The organism is Pseudomonas sp. URIL14HWK12:I5, assembly GCF_900176445.1.
Lineage (GTDB): Bacteria > Pseudomonadota > Gammaproteobacteria > Pseudomonadales > Pseudomonadaceae > Aquipseudomonas > Aquipseudomonas monteilii.
This window is the reverse complement of record NZ_FWXQ01000001.1, coordinates 714,429-731,850: the sequence shown is the minus strand read 5'-3', so window position 1 is coordinate 731,850 and position 17,422 is coordinate 714,429. Positions and strand designations below refer to the sequence as shown.

The 17,422-nt window shown below is 59.5% G+C and carries 14 protein-coding genes; 5 read left to right on the top strand and 9 right to left on the bottom strand.

The genetic code is table 11. The features are described from left to right. Window positions 1–559: 559 nt before the first annotated feature. The 5 genes from B9A31_RS03360 to B9A31_RS03340 all read right to left on the bottom strand — a co-directional run bounded on the left by B9A31_RS03360 (window position 560) and on the right by B9A31_RS03340 (window position 5,654). Window positions 560–1,276: an ABC transporter ATP-binding protein gene (locus B9A31_RS03360; RefSeq protein ID WP_016712243.1), complete on the bottom strand. Its 717-nt coding sequence runs from the start codon at window positions 1,274–1,276 to the stop codon at window positions 560–562. Further along, window positions 1,273–2,148, bottom strand: a complete 876-nt coding sequence (locus B9A31_RS03355) for an ABC transporter ATP-binding protein (RefSeq protein ID WP_025752462.1) — start codon at window positions 2,146–2,148, stop codon at window positions 1,273–1,275. The genes B9A31_RS03360 and B9A31_RS03355 overlap by 4 nt, the downstream gene beginning before the upstream one ends. Next, complete coding sequence (gene livM, locus B9A31_RS03350) at window positions 2,145–3,446, bottom strand: high-affinity branched-chain amino acid ABC transporter permease LivM (RefSeq protein WP_016712245.1); 1,302 nt, start codon at window positions 3,444–3,446, stop codon at window positions 2,145–2,147. The genes B9A31_RS03355 and livM overlap by 4 nt, the downstream gene beginning before the upstream one ends. Window positions 3,447–3,448: 2 nt before the next feature. Further along, window positions 3,449–4,363, bottom strand: a complete 915-nt coding sequence (locus B9A31_RS03345; protein WP_019098910.1) for an ABC transporter permease subunit — start codon at window positions 4,361–4,363, stop codon at window positions 3,449–3,451. Window positions 4,364–4,517: 154 nt separating this feature from the next. Continuing rightward, the gene (locus B9A31_RS03340; protein WP_025752459.1) at window positions 4,518–5,654 is read right to left on the bottom strand and encodes a branched-chain amino acid ABC transporter substrate-binding protein; all 1,137 of its coding nucleotides are present in this window, start codon (window positions 5,652–5,654) and stop codon (window positions 4,518–4,520) included. Between the two features lie 448 nt (window positions 5,655–6,102). Between B9A31_RS03340 and pncB the strand changes: the two genes are divergently transcribed. Both pncB and nadE read left to right on the top strand, forming a co-directional pair. After that, the gene (pncB, locus tag B9A31_RS03335; protein ID WP_019098912.1) at window positions 6,103–7,308 is read left to right on the top strand and encodes a nicotinate phosphoribosyltransferase; all 1,206 of its coding nucleotides are present in this window, start codon (window positions 6,103–6,105) and stop codon (window positions 7,306–7,308) included. A 3-nt stretch (window positions 7,309–7,311) separates the two neighbouring features. After that, window positions 7,312–8,139 (top strand): ammonia-dependent NAD(+) synthetase, encoded by an 828-nt coding sequence (gene nadE / locus B9A31_RS03330; protein WP_019098913.1) that lies wholly within the window; start codon window positions 7,312–7,314, stop codon window positions 8,137–8,139. A gap of 33 nt (window positions 8,140–8,172) precedes the next feature. Here the strand turns inward: nadE and azu are convergent, their stop codons facing one another. Beyond that, window positions 8,173–8,622: an azurin gene (gene azu, locus B9A31_RS03325; RefSeq protein WP_025752457.1), complete on the bottom strand. Its 450-nt coding sequence runs from the start codon at window positions 8,620–8,622 to the stop codon at window positions 8,173–8,175. Between the two features lie 349 nt (window positions 8,623–8,971). On the opposite strand from azu, the gene B9A31_RS03320 reads away from it, so the two are divergent. Then, window positions 8,972–9,559 carry an LOG family protein gene (locus B9A31_RS03320; protein WP_025752455.1) on the top strand — a complete coding sequence of 196 codons (588 nt, stop codon included), beginning with the start codon at window positions 8,972–8,974 and terminating at the stop codon, window positions 9,557–9,559. Between the two features lie 43 nt (window positions 9,560–9,602). On the opposite strand, the gene B9A31_RS03315 is transcribed toward B9A31_RS03320, so the two are convergent. Both B9A31_RS03315 and B9A31_RS27380 read right to left on the bottom strand, forming a co-directional pair. Further along, a complete protein-coding gene (locus tag B9A31_RS03315; protein ID WP_025752453.1) occupies window positions 9,603–11,903 on the bottom strand; it encodes a YgiQ family radical SAM protein in 2,301 nt (766 codons plus the stop codon). Between the two features lie 247 nt (window positions 11,904–12,150). Beyond that, window positions 12,151–12,354 (bottom strand): DUF3077 domain-containing protein, encoded by a 204-nt coding sequence (locus B9A31_RS27380; protein WP_025752451.1) that lies wholly within the window; start codon window positions 12,352–12,354, stop codon window positions 12,151–12,153. Between the two features lie 647 nt (window positions 12,355–13,001). Here B9A31_RS27380 and B9A31_RS03300 point away from each other — a divergent pair. Then, window positions 13,002–14,156 (top strand): YcaO-like family protein, encoded by a 1,155-nt coding sequence (locus B9A31_RS03300; RefSeq protein ID WP_019098919.1) that lies wholly within the window; start codon window positions 13,002–13,004, stop codon window positions 14,154–14,156. A gap of 1 nt (window position 14,157) precedes the next feature. Next, window positions 14,158–15,825 (top strand): ATP-binding cassette domain-containing protein, encoded by a 1,668-nt coding sequence (locus tag B9A31_RS03295; RefSeq protein ID WP_025752448.1) that lies wholly within the window; start codon window positions 14,158–14,160, stop codon window positions 15,823–15,825. Window positions 15,826–15,940: 115 nt separating this feature from the next. Here the strand turns inward: B9A31_RS03295 and dnaB are convergent, their stop codons facing one another. Beyond that, entirely contained in the window at window positions 15,941–17,338 is a 1,398-nt protein-coding gene (gene dnaB / locus B9A31_RS03290) for a replicative DNA helicase (RefSeq protein ID WP_025752446.1), read from the bottom strand. Window positions 17,339–17,422: the final 84 nt, after the last annotated feature.

The window sequence follows — 17,422 nt, the reverse complement described above, 5'->3', positions numbered from 1 at the left end:
CTTTGCAGCATGCCCGCGCCGGGCGCTGGCAGCAAGCCAGTCTGGCGGCTGTTCATTTTTTGTTCATCTACGGCAAACCCTTGCAGCAGAGGGCCCGGCGCCAGCTATGCGCATGTTATCCACAAGGCTTTCCCCACGGATTGGGGGCAACTTGTCCACGGTGCGGAACCCTTTCAGCGACAGGTGGTCGTTGGATATCTTTTGAGTGATGGCGCAAGGCTTTCAAGCATGCCGCCTGCAGCGGTCTGTCCAACGTTTCTTCACAGAGTTATCCACAGGCTTTTCAGCGACATCCAAGTCCTTGCAGGGCTTTGAAAAACCTTGAAAAATCATCCACAAAGAGCGCCTGATCAAAAAACGATCAACCCTGTGCAGGGCTTGGTATCAAAGGGATTGAGCGAGATGCCACCATGTTTTCCACAGGCGGTTCCACATTATCCGTGGAAAAGATCCGGCCTGTGGAAAGATGGGGCCAGGAAGGAAACCGGGGTATGTGGAGACAGGTCCGTGGCAAGTTGTCCACATTGAGAATGGGCCGCTCAGCGGCCCCGAATGAAACTCAGTGCCCGCCAAGGTAGGCGTTACGCACCTCTTCGTTGACCAGCAACTCCTGCCCGGTCCCGGTCATGCGGATCTGCCCGTTGACCATCACATACGCCCGGTCCGACAGCTTCAGCGCATGGTTGGCGTTCTGCTCCACCAGAAAGATGGTCATCCCGCTCTTGGCCAGCTCGCGCAAGGTCGAGAAGATCTGCTTGACCACAATCGGCGCCAGCCCCAGCGACGGCTCATCCAGCAGCAGCAGCTTCGGCCGGCTCATCAGCGCCCGGGCAATGGCCAACATCTGCTGCTCACCCCCGGACATGGTCATGGCCCGCTGGTTACGCCGCTCCTTCAAGCGCGGGAACAGCTCGTACATGCGCTGCATGTCTTCGTCGGCATGCTTGTCGCCGATGGGGATGGTGCCCATCATCAGGTTCTCCTCGACGGTCATGTCAGGGAACACCCGGCGCCCTTCCGGCGACTGAGCGATGCCGTTGGAGGCGATGTAGTGCGACGACTTGCGGGTGATGTCGGTGCCGCGATAAACGATGTGCCCCGACGCTGCCCGAGGCTGGCCGAAAATAGACATCAACAGGGTCGACTTGCCCGCACCGTTGGCACCAATCAGGCTGACCGTCTCACCTTCGTTGATGTGCATCGACACCTTTTTCAGCGCCTGGATCGGCCCATAGAACACGTCCAGGTCCTTCAGTTCGAGAATGGGCGCACTCATACCAGTTCCTCTTCGTCTGCACCCAGGTAGGCGGCGATCACCGTCGGGTTGTGGCGGATGTCTTGCGGGGCGCCTTCGGCAATCACGTTGCCGTGGTCCAGCACCACGATATGGTCGGAAATGCTCATGACCATGCCCATGTCGTGCTCAATCAGCACCACGGTGATGTCGTGCTCGTCACGCAGCACGCGGATCATGCGGCTGAGTGCCTCGGTTTCCTGCGGGTTCAGGCCTGCTGCCGGTTCATCCAGGCAGATGACTTTGGGCCGCGTACACATGGCCCGGGCAATCTCCAGGCGACGCTGCTGACCGTACGACAGCTCGCCGGCCAGGCGGTTGGCGCAGTCGACCAGGTCGACCACTTCCAGCCAGTAGAAGGCGTGGTCCAGCGCATCACTCTCGGCCTTGCGGTAGGCCTTGGTGTTGAGCACCCCGGCCAGCAGGTTGCGGTTGACCCACATGTGCTGGGCCACCAGCAGGTTTTCCACCACCGACATTTCCTTGAACAGGCGAATGTTCTGGAAGGTACGGGCCAGGCCTGCGCGGTTGACCAGGTGAGTGCCGCCGAACATCTTGTAGTACAGCCGGTTGGCAAAGCGCGCCGGCGACACGAAGTCCGCCGCCTGGAAGCGCTCGCCCAGCAGCTGGATGACGTTGGTGTGGCTGCCGCGAACGTTCAGCTCGATGCGCCCGCCGCTGGCCTTGTAGAAACCGGTCAGGCAGTTGAACACCGTGGTCTTGCCCGCGCCATTGGGGCCGATCAGGGCGAAGATCTGGTTGCGCTTGACCTTGAGGCTGACGTCGCTGAGCGCCTTGATGCCACCGAACTGCATCATCAGGTTGTCGACCGAGAGAATGATATCGTCGCTCATGGCGCCACTCCTTTACGCGGGGTCACACCGGTACGGCTGATGCGGATCAGCCCACGCGGTCGCCAGATCATCATCAGCACCATCAGTACGCCGAACAGCAGTACCCGGTATTCGGAGAAGCTGCGCAGCAGTTCCGGCGCAACGGTCAGCACGAATGCAGCAATCACCACGCCCACGGTCGAGCCCATGCCACCCAGCACGACGATGGCGAGGATCAGCGCCGACTCGAAGAAGGTGAACGACGACGGGTTGACGAAGCCCTGGTAAGTGGCAAAGAACACCCCGGCCAGGCCGGCAGTGGAAGCACCCAGGGTAAAGGCCGACAGCTTGACCAGTACGTGGTTCAGGCCCATCGAACGGCAGGCGATCTCGTCTTCACGCAGTGCTTCCCAGGCCCGGCCGACCGGCATGCGGGTCAGGCGGTGCTTGATGTAGAGCACCGCCAGCACGACGATGAACAGCACCGCGTAGATGAACACGAACTTGAGGTTGGCGTTGTAATCGAAGCCGAAGAACTCGTGGATCGGTACGCCGCCGTCCTTGGCCCGACGGCCGAACTCCAGGCCGAAGAAGGTTGGCGACGGCGCCGGCATGCCGTTGGGGCCACCGGTGAACGACAGCCAGTTGTTCAGCACCAGGCGGATGATTTCGCCAAAGCCCAAGGTCACGATCGCCAGGTAGTCACCGTGCATCCTCAGCACCGGGAAGCCGAGAATGCACCCCGCCAGTGCTGCGGCAATCGCCGCCAGCGGCAGCACGCTCCAGAAGCCCAGGCCCAAATACTGGTAGCCCAGCGCCAACCCGTAGGCACCAATGGCATAGAACGCCACGTAGCCCAGGTCGAGCAGGCCGGCCAGGCCGACCACGATGTTAAGGCCAAGGCCCAGCAACACGTAGATCAGCCCAAGGATGACCACGGTCAGCAGGTACTTGTTGGCAAACACCGGGAACACAATGGCAATCACGATCAGCGCGGGGATGATGTAACGCAAGCGCGACTTGTAGTCCGGTGCGTTCACATGCACGCCCGAGCCACCGCTTTCAAAGCCCTGGAGCATGCGCGTGCCAGCGGCGGTCTGCAGGTACAGGCTGAGCAGGAAGCGCCCCAGCATCACCCCGCCCACCAGCCAGGCCACGCGCCGCGGCTCGGCATTGAAGCTGTAGCCGTCGAGCACCACGCCGACGACCGGGCCAAACACAATGAGTGCCAGCAGGCCGGCGACGATGGTCTCCAGCAGGCTGCGTTTAAGGTCGAAACCCTTGGTTTCGGTAACAGCGGCAGTTTTGGCAACGGACATGTTCACACCTTAGCCACGAGCGGGCGACCCAGCAGGCCTTGTGGGCGGAAGATAAGGATCATCACCAGCAGCGAGAAGCTGAACACGTCCTTGTAGTCGGAGTTGATCAGGCCAGAGAACAGCGACTCGGAAATACCCAGGATGATCCCGCCGAGCATGGCGCCAGGCAGCGAGCCTATACCACCGAGCACGGCGGCGGTGAACGCCTTGATGCCGATGATGAAGCCGGCGTAGAAGTCGAAGGTGCCGTAGTTCATGGTGATCAGCACGCCGGCCAGCGCGGCCATGACTGCGCCGATGACGAACACGTAGGAGATCACCCGGTCGGTGTTGATGCCCAGGATCGAGGCCATCTTGCGGTCTTGCTGGGTGGCGCGGCACATGCGGCCGAGCTTGGTGTACTTGATTACGTAGGTGAGCAGGCCCATGCCGACGAAGGCGGCCACCAGAATGAAGATCTTGGTGTAGGTCAGTTGCACGAAGCCGGTGCCGACTTCGACACGCATGGCACCTTCAAGCAAGGTTGGAACACCTTGCTGGCGGGCACCCTGGCTGATCTGTGCATAGTTTTGCAGGATCAGCGAAATGCCGATGGCGCTGATGAGCGGTGCCAGGCGGGTAGAGTTACGCAGGGGTTTGTAAGCGATGCGCTCGATGGTGAAGCCGTATACGCCCGTAACGACGATGGTGAACAACAGCGTGCCCAGCATCAGCAGGGGGAACGACTCGATACCGAAGTAAGCCAGCAATGCCAGGCTGATCGCCGCCAGGTAGGCGGAGATCATGTACACCTCGCCGTGCGCGAAGTTGATCATGCCGATAATGCCATAGACCATTGTGTAGCCGATGGCGATCAGGCCATAGACCGACCCGAGGGTCAGGCCGTTGACCAGTTGCTGCAGGAAAATACCATCCATAACGCAATCTCACCTGATTGAGATTGCACGAGCGCCGACCACGGCGCGGGCCACCGGTGCGGGGCCCTCGCAGCGCAGAACTGTGCAGATCTACGAATAAAGACAGGTACCGCGGGGCTTGGGCCCGAGCATCAGCCCGGGCCGTGGGCCGTTGTTATTTTTGTTTTTCCAGCTGGTGGTATTTACCGTCTTTATCCCACTGGTAGACCACGTAGTCGGACACGGTGAGGTCACCCTTGCTGTCCCACTTCTTCTCGCCCATCACCGTCTTGACCGGGTTGGCCTTGAGCCACTTGGCCGCGTCTTCGCCCTTGTTCGACTTGGCGCCGTTGAATGCAGCCGCCAGGGCTTCCAGCGAGGCGTAGGCGTACAGGGTGTAACCTTCAGGTTCGGTACCGGCCTTGCGGAACTCCTCTACCACCGCTTTGCTGTCGGGCAGCAGGCGCGGGTCGGCGCCGAAGGTCATGTACACGCCATCGACGTACTGCGCGCCGCCAGCGGTGGACACCAGTTCGTCGGTGACGATGCCGTCATCGGACATGAACTTGACGTCTTTCAGGCCCTGCTCGCGCAGTTGGCGGACCAGCGGGCCAGCCTCTGGGTGCAGGCCGCCGAAGTAGACCACGTCGGCACCGGTGGAGCGGATCTTGGTGACCACGGCGCTGAAGTCTTTCTCGCCGCGGGTCAGGCCTTCGTACAGCACAGGCTTCACGCCGCGTTTTTCCAGTTGCGCCTTGGTCGCGTCGGCCAGGCCCTGGCCATAGGTGTCCTTGTCGTGCAGCACCGCGACTTTCTTGCCCTTGAGCACGTCAACGATGTAGTCGCCGGCGACGATACCCTGCTGGTCGTCACGGCCGCACATGCGGAACATGGCACTGAGGCCGCGCTCGGTCACTTGTGGGTTGGTCGAGCCCGGGGTAATGGCAATGATGCCCGCTTCGTCATACACCTCAGAGGCTGGAATGGTGTTGGAAGAACAGAAGTGCCCCACCACGCCGATCACTTTGTCCTGATCGGCCAGGCGGTTGGCCACGGCCACGGCCTGCTTCGGTTCGCAGGCGTCATCGCCTTTGACCAGGACGATTTTCTCGCCGTTGACGCCACCGGCGGCGTTGATCTTGTCGGCCGCTGCCTGCGCACCTTTCATGTACTGCTCGCCAAACGCGGCGTTAGCCCCGGTCATTGGGCCCGCTACACCGATCTTGACGTCGGCCTGAACATACGAAGAAACACCTAGGGCCGTAGCTACGGCCAGAGCCAGGAAACCTTTCTTGTAAAACGTCTGCGACATGAGGTGGTGCTCCTAGAGTTTTTTTTGGTTGGCACTACAACTTCTCAACCCTGTGCTCAGAGCAAGGGCCGTGCCATAGGGTTTGTCTTCCGGGAAAACACACTGTGCTAGGCGCCAGCAGGCGACCGGCGGCCTTTTCTTTATTGAGCGTGCAACCGTCTGCCACGCGGCAGGCGCCACCACACGTACAGACAAGGAGCAACCGCCCGGTGCCATCATTGCAACCCCGCCAAGTGTTAACGTGCAACCGGCCTGTAACAGCGGACGTCACCGAACTGCACACCGCTGGTGCGCGACTGCTACAGGCGGCACCGTTTCAAGGCTAGCCGGTGCACGGAAAAACACCTCTGTTTTGGCTGTTCCGGCCTCTTCGCGGGCAAGCCCGGACACAACAAGCCCAAAAGGCTGGCACAATGTCCGCCATTCGCCGCTTCCGGAGCCCCACTTGATGAGCGAGAGCGCATTCGCCGAGCGCATCGTGCACAACCTGCTCGACACCGACTTCTACAAACTCACCATGATGCAGGGTGTGCTGCACAACTACCCGGACGCCGACGTCGAATGGGAATTCCGCTGCCGCAACGGTGAGGACCTGCGCCCTTATCTTGGCGAGATCCGCCACCAGCTCGAACTGCTCAGCGACCTCACCCTGGATGATGGCCAGCCGGCCTTCCTCGAGCGCATCAGCTTCCTCAAGCCCGACTTCCTGCGTTTTCTGCGGTTGTTTCGCTTCAACCTGCGCTACGTGCGCATCGGCATCGAAAACGACCAGCTGTTCCTGCGCCTGAAAGGCCCGTGGCTGCATGTGATTCTGTTCGAAGTACCGCTGCTGGCCATCGTCAGCGAAGTGCGCAACCGCCACCTTCACCCACGCATGCGCCTGGCTGAGGCCCGCGACCAGCTGTACCGCAAGTTCGACTGGCTGCGCGCGCATGCCAGTGACGATGAACTGGCCGAACTGCAGGTAGCCGACTTCGGGACCCGGCGGCGCTTTTCCAGCCGTGTGCAGGAAGACGTGGTGCGGGTACTGCGCGACGACTTCCCGGGCCGCTTCGTCGGCACCAGCAACGTCGACCTGGCATGGAAACTGGATATCAAGCCACTGGGCACCATGGCCCATGAATGGATCATGGCCCACCAGCAACTCGGCCCACGCCTGATCGACAGCCAGATCGCCGCGCTGGACTGCTGGGTGCGCGAATACCGCGGGCTGCTCGGCATCGCCCTTACCGACTGCATCACCATGGATGCCTTCCTTGGCGATTTCGACCTGTACTTTGCCAAGCTCTTCGACGGCCTGCGCCACGACTCCGGTGAACCGGTGGCCTGGGCCGAGAAAGCCATTGCCCACTACCAGAAACTGGGTATCGACCCGATGACCAAGACCCTGGTGTTTTCCGATGGCCTCAACCTCACCCGTTCGCTGGAAATCTTCCGTGCCCTGCGCGGTCGCATCAACGTCAGTTTTGGCATCGGCACCAACCTGACCTGCGACATCCCGGGTGTGGCCCCGATGAGCATCGTGCTTAAAATGACCGACTGCAACGGCGCGCCAGTGGCCAAGATCTCGGACGAAGCCGCCAAGACCCAATGCCGCGACGAGAACTTCGTCGCCTACCTGCGCCACGTATTCAAAGTCCCCAGCAAGGAGTAACCCATGCAAGCGGTTCAGCAAGAGATTGCACAGGCACTGAAGGTACAGCCGCCGTTCGCCGACACTGCCGCGCTTGAGGCCGAAGTCGCCCGGCGCGTGGCGTTCATCAAGGACTGCCTGGCCAACGCCCGGCTCAAGACCCTGGTGCTGGGCATCAGCGGTGGCGTCGACTCGCTGACCGCCGCCCTGCTCGCCCAGCGCGCCATCAACGAGTTGCGCGCCGAGACCGGCGACAAGGCCTACACCTTCATTGCCGTGCGCCTGCCGTACCAGGTGCAGCATGACGAGCATGACGCCCAGGCCTGCCTGGACGTGATCAAGGCCGATGAAGTGCACACCGTCGACATTGCCCCGGCAGTGAGGGCGCTGGCCGCTGAGGTTGTAGAACTGAAGAATGGCTCGCCAACCCTGGTGGATTTCGTGGTGGGCAACGTCAAGGCGCGTACGCGCATGGTCGCCCAGTACACCATTGCCGGCGCACGTGCGGGCCTGGTGATCGGTACCGACCACGCCGCCGAGGCGGTAATGGGCTTCTTTACCAAGTTTGGTGATGGTGCCTGCGACCTGGCGCCGCTGAGCGGGCTGGTGAAAAACCAGGTACGGGCCATTGCGCGCAGCTTTGGTGCGCCGGAGTCACTGGTGGAGAAGGTGCCGACCGCAGACCTTGAAGACCTGGCGCCGGGCAAGCCGGACGAAGCGTCCCATGGCGTGACCTACCAGCAGATCGATGCCTTCCTGCATGGTCAGCCGGTTGATCAGGCGGCATTCGACATAATCGTTGCCACCTACCGCAAGACCCAGCACAAGCGCGAACTGCCGTTCGCCCCTTGAAGCTAAGGGGCCGCCTTGCGGCCCCTTACCCGCTTACTTGACGACGACCTTGCCCTTCATCATCGAGATGTGGCCCGGGAAGGTGCAGAAGAAGCTGTAGTCACCACCGGCTTCCAGCTTGGTAGCGTCGAACTTCACTTCGGTTTCTTTCTCAGGCGCACCGATCATCTTGGTGTGAGCGATGATCGCGGCGTTGTCAGCCTTGATGTAGTCCTTGTCCAGGCCCTGGCTCATGCCTTCGGTAGCAATGCCCTGCATGTCGGCAGTCTTGCTGATCACCAGATTGTGGCCCATCACGTTCTTCGGCAGGTTGCCCGAGTGGGTCAGTTTGACGGTGAATTCCTTGCAGCTCTTGTCGACGGTGATTTCCTTGGTGTTGAAGGACATCTGGTCGGTCGAGTCGACAGTTACCGAGCACTCGGCGGCGAAGACAGAGGCGCTGGCGAGGGTCAGCAGGGATACCGCTACAGCTTTCGCAAACATCATGAATCTCCTTGGCAGGGTTTTATCAATTGCGAGACTGCCTGAAACCGTTCAGCCCCTTGCTGATATGGGTCAAGGGGGTGTCAAGAGGCCAGCCAGTAGAATTGTTCAATGGATTGTATACAACCAATCTAAGGGCACATCATGCCCTTTTATTAGACGATGGGACAACCTCTCATTTAGGAGCAATACCAAATGCCCATCTCTGCCTTCCTCAATAGCCTGCTCGCCGCCTATGCCCACGGGGCTACCGGCGCCATCTGCGAATTCTCCCGCCCGGAATGAACGCGGCCTTGGAAGCAACGGGCATGCGCCGTACCCTGTGCACCTGAGTGACAGGAGATGAGCAATGCCCGTACGTTCCGTTTGTGTGTTCTGTGGTGCCAGCATTGGCGCCAACCCTGCTTACCGTGAAGCTGCCGTCGCGCTCGGCCAGGCCATTGCCCGCCGTGGGCTGACCCTGGTGTATGGCGGCGGCGCCGTGGGCCTGATGGGCGTGGTGGCCGACGCGGCCATGGCAGCAGGTGGCGAGGTGGTCGGCATCATCCCGCAAAGCCTGCTGGACGCTGAAGTCGGCCACAAAGGCCTGACGCGCCTGGAAGTGGTCGATGGCATGCACGCGCGCAAGGCACGCATGGCCGAGCTGAGCGATGCCTTCATCGCCTTGCCGGGTGGGCTGGGTACGCTGGAAGAATTGTTCGAGGTATGGACCTGGGGGCAACTGGGCTATCACGCCAAGCCGCTGGGGCTGCTCGATGTGAACGGCTTCTACGACAAGCTGGGCGGGTTCCTCGACCATATCGTCGAAGAAGGCTTTGTGCGGCAGCAACATCGGGCGATGTTGCTGCTGGCGCAGCAGCCGGATGAACTGCTGGATGGCATGGACAGCTTCATTGCGCCGGTGGCGCCGAAGTGGGTCGACAAGAAGCCTGATTGACCTTGAGATTTCGGGGCTGATTTGCAGCCCCGAAATTCATCAATCAGCGCGGGATCACTGGCTGACGCGGCTTCTTGTTGCCCTTGCCACCCTTGGCTGCTTCCTTGCGCTCTTTGGCCGCCTTCTCGTTACGCGCAAACGCCTCGGCCTTGGCCTTCTCGCGTTTGTCCCACGGCTTGCTGCCATCGCTGGCACGCGGTGGCAGGCCGGTGTGCTGGGTAAGGATCTTCTGATCCTTGCCCACCTTGTGGCTGCCCGCCGGCGTCGAGTTTTTGCGGCGTGCGCTCTGGTAGGTATCGGTCTGCGGCTGGTGCAGCGGGATCAACTGGTGCTTGCCCGGCCCGATCAGGTCGGCACGGCCCATGCGCTGCAGCGCCTCACGCAGCATCGGCCAGCCTTTCGGGTCGTGGTAGCGCAAGAACGCCTTGTGCAGGCGGCGCTGCTCGTCGCTCTTGACGATCTCCACCCCTTCGCTCTTGTAGGTCACCTTGCGCAGCGGGTTCTTGCCCGAGTGATACATGGCCGTGGCCGAAGCCATCGGCGACGGGTAAAACGCCTGCACCTGGTCGGCGCGGAAGCCGTTACCCTTCAGCCACAGGGCCAGGTTCATCATGTCTTCGTCAGTGGTGCCCGGGTGCGCGGCGATGAAGTACGGGATCAGGTACTGTTCCTTGCCCGCCTCTTTCGAGAACTTCTCGAACATGCGCTTGAAGCGGTCGTAGGTGCCGATGCCCGGCTTCATCATCTTGTCCAGCGGGCCACGCTCGGTGTGCTCCGGGGCAATCTTCAGGTAACCGCCCACATGGTGGGTAACCAGCTCCTTCACGTACTCCGGCGACTCGACGGCCAGGTCGTAACGCAGGCCCGAGGCGATCAGGATCTTCTTCACACCCGGCAAGGCACGGGCCTTGCGGTACAGCTCGATCAACGAGCTGTGGTCGGTGTTGAGGTTTTCGCAGATGCCGGGGAACACGCACGACGGCTTGCGGCAGTGCTTCTCGATATCGTGGCTCTTGCAGGCGATGCGGTACATGTTGGCAGTCGGGCCACCAAGGTCGGAGACCACGCCGGTGAAGCCCGGCACCTTGTCGCGCATCTCTTCGATTTCATTCAGGATCGACTCGTGCGAGCGGTTCTGGATGATGCGGCCCTCGTGCTCGGTGATCGAGCAGAAGGTGCAGCCACCGAAGCAGCCACGCATGATGTTCACCGAGAAACGGATCATCTCGTAGGCCGGGATGCGCTCCTTGCCATAGGCCGGGTGCGGCACACGGGCGTACGGCATGCCGAACACGTAGTCCATTTCTTCGGTGCTCATGGGGATGGGCGGCGGGTTGAACCACACATCCACTTCGCCGTGCTTCTGCACGAGGGCGCGGGCGTTGCCCGGGTTAGTCTCCAGGTGCAGCACGCGGTTGGCGTGGGCGTAGAGAACCGGGTCGTTACGCACCTTTTCGAACGACGGCAGGCGGATCACCGATTTTTCACGGGTCACGCTCGGGCTGTCGAGAATCTGCACCACCTTGGCTTCGTTCGGGTCTTCCTGGTCGCCCTTGGCCTGCTCGATCGCGCAGGCCTGGGTGTCCTGGGTGTTCACGTACGGGTTGATGATCTTGTCCACGCGGCCTGGGCGGTCGATACGTGTGGAGTCGATCTCGTACCAGCCTTGCGGGGTATCACGGCGCACGAAGGCAGTGCCGCGCACGTCGGTGATGCTTTCGATTTTCTCGCCGTTGGACAGGCGCTGGGCCACTTCGACCACCGCGCGCTCGGCGTTTCCGAACAGCAGGATGTCGGCGCTGGCGTCGATCAGGATCGAGTGGCGGACCTTGTCCTGCCAGTAGTCGTAATGGGCGATCCGGCGCAGCGAAGCTTCAATACCGCCGAGTACGATCGGCACGTGCTTGTAGGCTTCCTTGCAGCGCTGGCTGTACACCAGGCTGGCGCGGTCCGGACGGCTGCCGGCCAGGCCACCAGGGGTGTAGGCATCGTCCGAACGCATCTTCTTGTCTGCGGTGTAGCGGTTGATCATCGAGTCCATGTTGCCCGCGGCCACACCGAAGAACAGGTTCGGCTCGCCGAGCTTCATGAAGTCGTCTTTCGACTGCCAGTTCGGCTGGGCAATGATGCCCACGCGGAAGCCCTGGGCCTCCAGCAGGCGGCCGATGATGGCCATGCCGAACGACGGATGGTCGACGTAGGCATCACCGGTCACGATGATGATGTCGCAGGAATCCCAGCCGAGCAGATCCATCTCCTCCCTGCTCATCGGCAGGAAAGGTGCTGGCCCGAAGCATTCGGCCCAGTACTTGGGATAGTCGTAGAGTGGTTTGGCTGCTTGCATGTCAGTGACCGGTTCTGGTGTGCAGGGAAATCGCGGGCGCGGAATATAGCACAAATTTTGACCAAATCCGACTGTCTTCGTGGGGATTGGTGGGGGGGCGACCATTGGATGCGGGCTGCGAAGTGCCTGGCTTGAGGTTTGCGGTGGCGCCCACATCGAGCGCCGCGCGGGCGGCGCTCGATTTCATAGGCGCAGAAAATGTTGTGGCGAACACGTGGCGGCCCTCACACCACCTGAAGCCAAACCCTCACTGCCTCATCCCCAACTCAGCATCATCCATCAGCGCCTTGGCCATCGCACTCGGGTAATGGGTAGCCCAGATCATCATCGGCTTCTCATCCATCACCCGGGTGATGATCAACTCGCGCACATACCCCATCCACTCCGAAGATTGCTCTCGGGCATCTCGTGGGTAAACCCACTGGATTACCACAGACTCTACGACTGGCACCTACCAGTGGGAGCGGTCTTGCCCGCGAAAGGCCCGTCCAGGCGATATATCAATGAGGCCTTACAGCGTGCACCTCCCCCTACATCACATAGAACAAAAAATGGCAGGTTCGAAAACCTCCCGTACACAGCCACTATCAAGCAAGCCCAATGGCTTACGGTGCACAGCATTCGTTCCCTGATCGGGATTAACCAGAAAAACTACATTCGCCAAGACCAATCATGACCCGCCCCTCTGCTGGAGGGTCGTAGTCCTTTAAGTATTTTACAAAACATTTATCCCCCTTAACCCTCCATAAGCGTTAACCCATTAATTAATGGATGATTTTTCTACCTCGCAGGAAAATTGTAGGAATAGAACTACGAATACCAGAAAAAATTCCTACGCTAGCTTTCCGCAACAAATTCCGGGCAGCTCTTGAACCAAGAAAAAAACAAGTGATACAAAAGCCCTGCGCAACGAGCGCACTCAAATCAACCTTAAAGGAGCAATAGCCATGGGACGTCGTCGTTCTGAAATCAACATGCCTCAGATCTCTCGCGTGATGAACTACACATTTACCGAATCCGAGGTTGACTTCCTCAACATGCTGTAAGCAATAAGCCAGAAGGGGCTTTGCCCCTTCTAGCCTGACCTAGGAGCTAAAGATGATCACCGAACGCGAGTTGACCACAGAAGAAGCCTACAACCGCCTGACAAAGCTACATCAGCATCTAGGCTTTCACTCGAAAACAAAACTATCAAAAAATAATAACTTGGTCGCCACATGCCACTTATACGACAGCACCTACAGGGAGATCTCTTGCGGAGCAGGAAAGGGGGAGCATTGTGAGCTAGGAGCCCTTGCCGAGAGCCTAGAGCATTACTTCGTCGACAAGGCCATTCCAAACATCATCGAAAGTGACAAAATCCTACAATCCATAGCTCCTTTCGACGACTGGCTACTAAAGTCTATCCCGCCTAGCTGCAAAATACCTTATTTTGCACTTCACGCATTGGACAGCCACAATGAAATAAAAATCCCAGCGATATTGATAGCCCCCTCCTCCAGCAACCTTAAAGCAATTGAGAAAACTGCAGCAGGATTCCTTGCAAAATATGCGAGCAACTCTGGAACAGCTATTGGCTGCACCGAGAGCGAAGCTCTCTTACACGCCATAAATGAAGCTATCGAACGTCACGCCTTGTCAATGTACTATCTATCGCTTTGCAAGCTGAACTCACCCCCAGAAATCTATCGACCCTCCAATTCTTTCCTGGAAGAGACTTTTGCACATGACACCAAGCTTCTCTGCCATGCGAAAAAACTAGATATATACTTAACCCACGATTTCTATGACGTTCCATTTTGCATTGCTATTTCTCGCAGCAAAAAAGAAGGCTCTCTCAGCGGCGTCGGCTCGGGAAGTTCCATAAATCCATCCATTGCAATGTACCGCGCTGTAACTGAACAGATGCAGTGCGAACAGCTTTCTGGACCGAAAGAAAAACAAGAAGATCTCACCACGGAGAAAGTGCTCACCTACTCGGCAAAACTTTCCTCACTTCTGCACCCATGCCCTAAGTACAACGTGCCTGAATATCATCCACCTCGTATAGAGCTAAGCGTACGTGGACAGATCAAGCGCACGCTGATCAACCTGGGCAAGGATAATAAAACTGTATTCTACCGCACACTATATGAGCACCCCAATCTCGCCACAGTCGTACAAGTTTTCATACCCGGACTGGAGCGCTTCCACTTGATAAGGTCCGGAATTCCAGTCGCGCCGCAGAGCGCATTCAAAGGCATAAGGCAATGATATGCATATTTACCGAGGCCTCCTCGCCGCCCTGAGCGCGACCTTAATTCTCAAAGTCGCGACCGTCGTACCTGCCCTGATCCTGGCTGACATTATCGACAACCTGTCTACCTCGGCCACGTCTTCTCTCGTTCTGCTCGGTGCCTTCATATGCCTTGTCGCACTACAAGCCTCGTTGACCCCTTTACAAGCCTGGTGCCTTGCGCGGCTCTGCCAAGAGCGCGTGAAGCAGCTTTCCATGCGCTGGTGCCGAGGGTTGCTGGACAAACGTTTCGAGGCTTATGGACAACTCCATGGCGGAACCTTGGTAAAGGTACTGGATAGAGGAATAACGGCCCAGGAGCGGTGGCTAGGCTTTCTGATTGGCTCGGCGTGGCCGGTCTTGGCCGAAGCAGTGGTGCTGGTCGCGCTGTTTGCGTACCTCGGGGCTACCTCGGTATTGATCGGCCTCGTCCCCTTGAGCTTGGCGTATCTGTGGACAAACGATCGACTGGTGCGCTGGCGTCGCCCCCGTATCGAAGCAGTCAACTCGCGAGAAGACGAACTGGCGGAACAATGGGTTGACACCTTCGCCAGCGCGTCAACGGTCAAGCTGGAAAAGGCCGAGGATGCCGCAATGATTCCGGTCAACCAGACACTATCGGGCTATGCCGACTCGGCGGTAGGGGTTGCCTACAGTGGCGGATGGCTACAGGGCCTGCGCACCCTGTTCATTGGCCTGGGCAGTGGTGGTTTGCTGTTGTGGGGTATCCATGATCAATCCCAGGCAACACCGCATCTGAGCCTGGGCGAGCTTGTTGCCCTCTTTACTCTGGTGAGTGGGTTGCTCGCCGGCGTTGCACAACTGGCGGAAGCCTGGCGATTGCTCGATCAGTTCCGGCTCGACAAACGCAAGCTCGAACACTGGCTGCAACTTCCGGTGTTCGGCCCGACAGAATCCATAAAGGCAGAGCCCTCAGATGAAAACGCAGGGCTTTGCATTACCCCCTGCCAACTCAGCGCTCGAAACGCGCTGCAACTGCTGATCGATGAGCCCTTGGTAATTCGTGCAGGAGAACGGGTTGCGCTGGTTGGGCCCAGCGGGTGCGGCAAGTCCACACTTCTGCATGCGCTGGCAGGAACGGTATTCCAGTTGCGCAGGCATGTTCACTTGCACGGCAGGTGCCTAGCTGCACTCGACGGGCGTGAGCAGTTCAATAGTTTACGACTCTGCCCTCAGGATGCGCACTTCATACCCGGTTCAATGCCCCGGGCGGTATTGTTCGAGCATGCTCATGATCGCGCTCAAATCGAACGATGGCTTGAGTGCCTGGGGCTAAGCAAAGACTGGTACGAGCTTGAACTGGACGCACGCGCAGAATCCATTTCGGGTGGAGAAGCACGCAGGTTGACGTTGCTACGCTTGCTTAACCGGCCCGGCGAATTCAATTTCTTTGACGAGCCCACAGCTGGGCTTGATGCCGGGTCGGCAGAGCGCACCTGGGACCTGTTATTCGAAACATTCCAAGGGAAGGGGTTGATCTGCGTGACGCATGATCAGAGCGCGTTGTCGCGGTTTGACCGGGTTATCACCCTGAGCGAGGGGCGCATCATCAGTCAAGCAAGAACGAAGATCGCTCAGAACACTGAGCCAGCAGGCGCACCGCACACCCTGTGGGAGCGGCTTTAGCCGCGAACACCGGCATAGCCGGTGCATCCTCCGCGATGGATTCTTCGCGGCTGGAGCCGCTCCCACAGAGTTCCTGTTAAGCCGGTAGATATTCGCAGCCTAATTAAACCGCGCTTTATTCATCGTCATCGAAGTTGTACATACCCGGCGCGAGGTTTTCGAAGCGGGTGTACTTGCCGATGAACGCCAGGCGTACGAAGCCGATGGGGCCGTTACGCTGCTTACCGATGATGATTTCGGCCACGCCCTTGTGCTCGGTCTCGGGGTGGTACACCTCGTCGCGGTACACGAACATGATCACGTCGGCGTCCTGCTCGATTGCACCAGATTCACGCAAGTCGGAGTTCACCGGGCGTTTGTTCGGGCGCTGTTCCAGGGAGCGGTTCAGCTGCGACAGGGCGATGACCGGGCAGTTGAATTCCTTGGCCAGGGCCTTGAGCGAGCGGGAGATTTCGGAAATTTCGTTGGTCCGGTTGTCGCCGGCCGACCCCGGAATCTGCATCAACTGCAGGTAGTCGACCATGATCATGGCAATTTCGCCGTGCTCACGGGCCAGCCGACGGGTACGGGCGCGCATTTCCGAGGGGCTGATACCGGCGGTATCGTCGATGAACAGCTTGCGGTCGTTGAGCAGGTTCACCGCCGAGGTCAGGCGCGGCCAGTCATCGTCGTCCAGCTGGCCGGAACGTACCTTGGTCTGGTCGATACGGCCCAGCGACGAAAGCATACGCATGATCAGCGATTCGCCTGGCATTTCGAGGGAGAACACCAGCACTGCCTTGTCGGTACGCAGCACGGCGTTTTCCACCAGGTTCATGGCGAAGGTGGTCTTACCCATCGACGGACGGCCCGCGACGATGATCAGGTCGGCAGCCTGCAGGCCACTGGTTTTTTCATCCAGGTCAGTAAAGCCGGTGGACACGCCGGTGATATCGCTGTCGGAGTTGAACAGCGTATCGATACGGTCGATGGCCATGGTCAACAGTTCGTTGACGCCGACCGGGCCGCCGGTTTTCGGCCGCGCCTCGGCGATCTGGAAGATCTGCCGTTCGGCATCGTCGAGGATTTCTTCGGCGTTACGCCCCTGCGGGTTGAAGGCGTTGTCGGCGATGTCGGTACTGATGCTGATCAGTTGGCGCAACGTGGCCCGCTCGCGAATGATCGCGGCATAGGCCTTGATGTTGGCCACCGACGGGGTGTTCTTGGCCAGCTCGGCCAGGTACGCCAAGCCGCCGATTTGCGATGAGAGGCCTTCTTTGTCCAGTTGCTCATGCAGGGTCACCACGTCGAATGGCTGGTTGGCGTCGGCCAACTTGTGCACGGCACGGAAGATCAGGCGGTGGTCATGCCGGTAGAAGTCGCCATCCGACACCTGATCCAGCACCCGCTCCCAGGCGTTGTTGTCCAGCATCAGGCCACCGAGCACGGCCTGTTCGGCCTCAATGGAATGCGGCGGCACCTTCAGGGCTGCGGTTTGCAGGTCTAGCTGTTCGGAGGTGGTGATCTCGTTCATGGCCACGAAAGAATTCTGGAGGATGAAAAAGACAAAGGGCACGGCCTGTCGAAAACAGGACCGTGCCCGATGTTAACCGCCCGG

What these genes read in the sequence shown, in the direction of transcription:
- B9A31_RS03345 (WP_019098910.1), bottom strand. Translation starts at nt 4,363, where the DNA reads ATGGATGGTATTTTCCTGCAGCAACTGGTCAACGGCCTGACCCTCGGG.
- B9A31_RS03320 (WP_025752455.1), top strand. Translation starts at nt 8,972, where the DNA reads ATGCCCGTACGTTCCGTTTGTGTGTTCTGTGGTGCCAGCATTGGCGCC.
- B9A31_RS03295 (WP_025752448.1), top strand. Translation starts at nt 14,158, where the DNA reads ATGCATATTTACCGAGGCCTCCTCGCCGCCCTGAGCGCGACCTTAATT.
- azu (WP_025752457.1), bottom strand. Translation starts at nt 8,622, where the DNA reads ATGTTTGCGAAAGCTGTAGCGGTATCCCTGCTGACCCTCGCCAGCGCC.
- pncB (WP_019098912.1), top strand. Translation starts at nt 6,103, where the DNA reads ATGAGCGAGAGCGCATTCGCCGAGCGCATCGTGCACAACCTGCTCGAC.
- B9A31_RS03360 (WP_016712243.1), bottom strand. Translation starts at nt 1,276, where the DNA reads ATGAGTGCGCCCATTCTCGAACTGAAGGACCTGGACGTGTTCTATGGG.
- B9A31_RS03315 (WP_025752453.1), bottom strand. Translation starts at nt 11,903, where the DNA reads ATGCAAGCAGCCAAACCACTCTACGACTATCCCAAGTACTGGGCCGAA.
- B9A31_RS03355 (WP_025752462.1), bottom strand. Translation starts at nt 2,148, where the DNA reads ATGAGCGACGATATCATTCTCTCGGTCGACAACCTGATGATGCAGTTC.
- livM (WP_016712245.1), bottom strand. Translation starts at nt 3,446, where the DNA reads ATGTCCGTTGCCAAAACTGCCGCTGTTACCGAAACCAAGGGTTTCGAC.
- dnaB (WP_025752446.1), bottom strand. Translation starts at nt 17,338, where the DNA reads ATGAACGAGATCACCACCTCCGAACAGCTAGACCTGCAAACCGCAGCC.
- B9A31_RS03300 (WP_019098919.1), top strand. Translation starts at nt 13,002, where the DNA reads ATGATCACCGAACGCGAGTTGACCACAGAAGAAGCCTACAACCGCCTG.
- B9A31_RS03340 (WP_025752459.1), bottom strand. Translation starts at nt 5,654, where the DNA reads ATGTCGCAGACGTTTTACAAGAAAGGTTTCCTGGCTCTGGCCGTAGCT.
- nadE (WP_019098913.1), top strand. Translation starts at nt 7,312, where the DNA reads ATGCAAGCGGTTCAGCAAGAGATTGCACAGGCACTGAAGGTACAGCCG.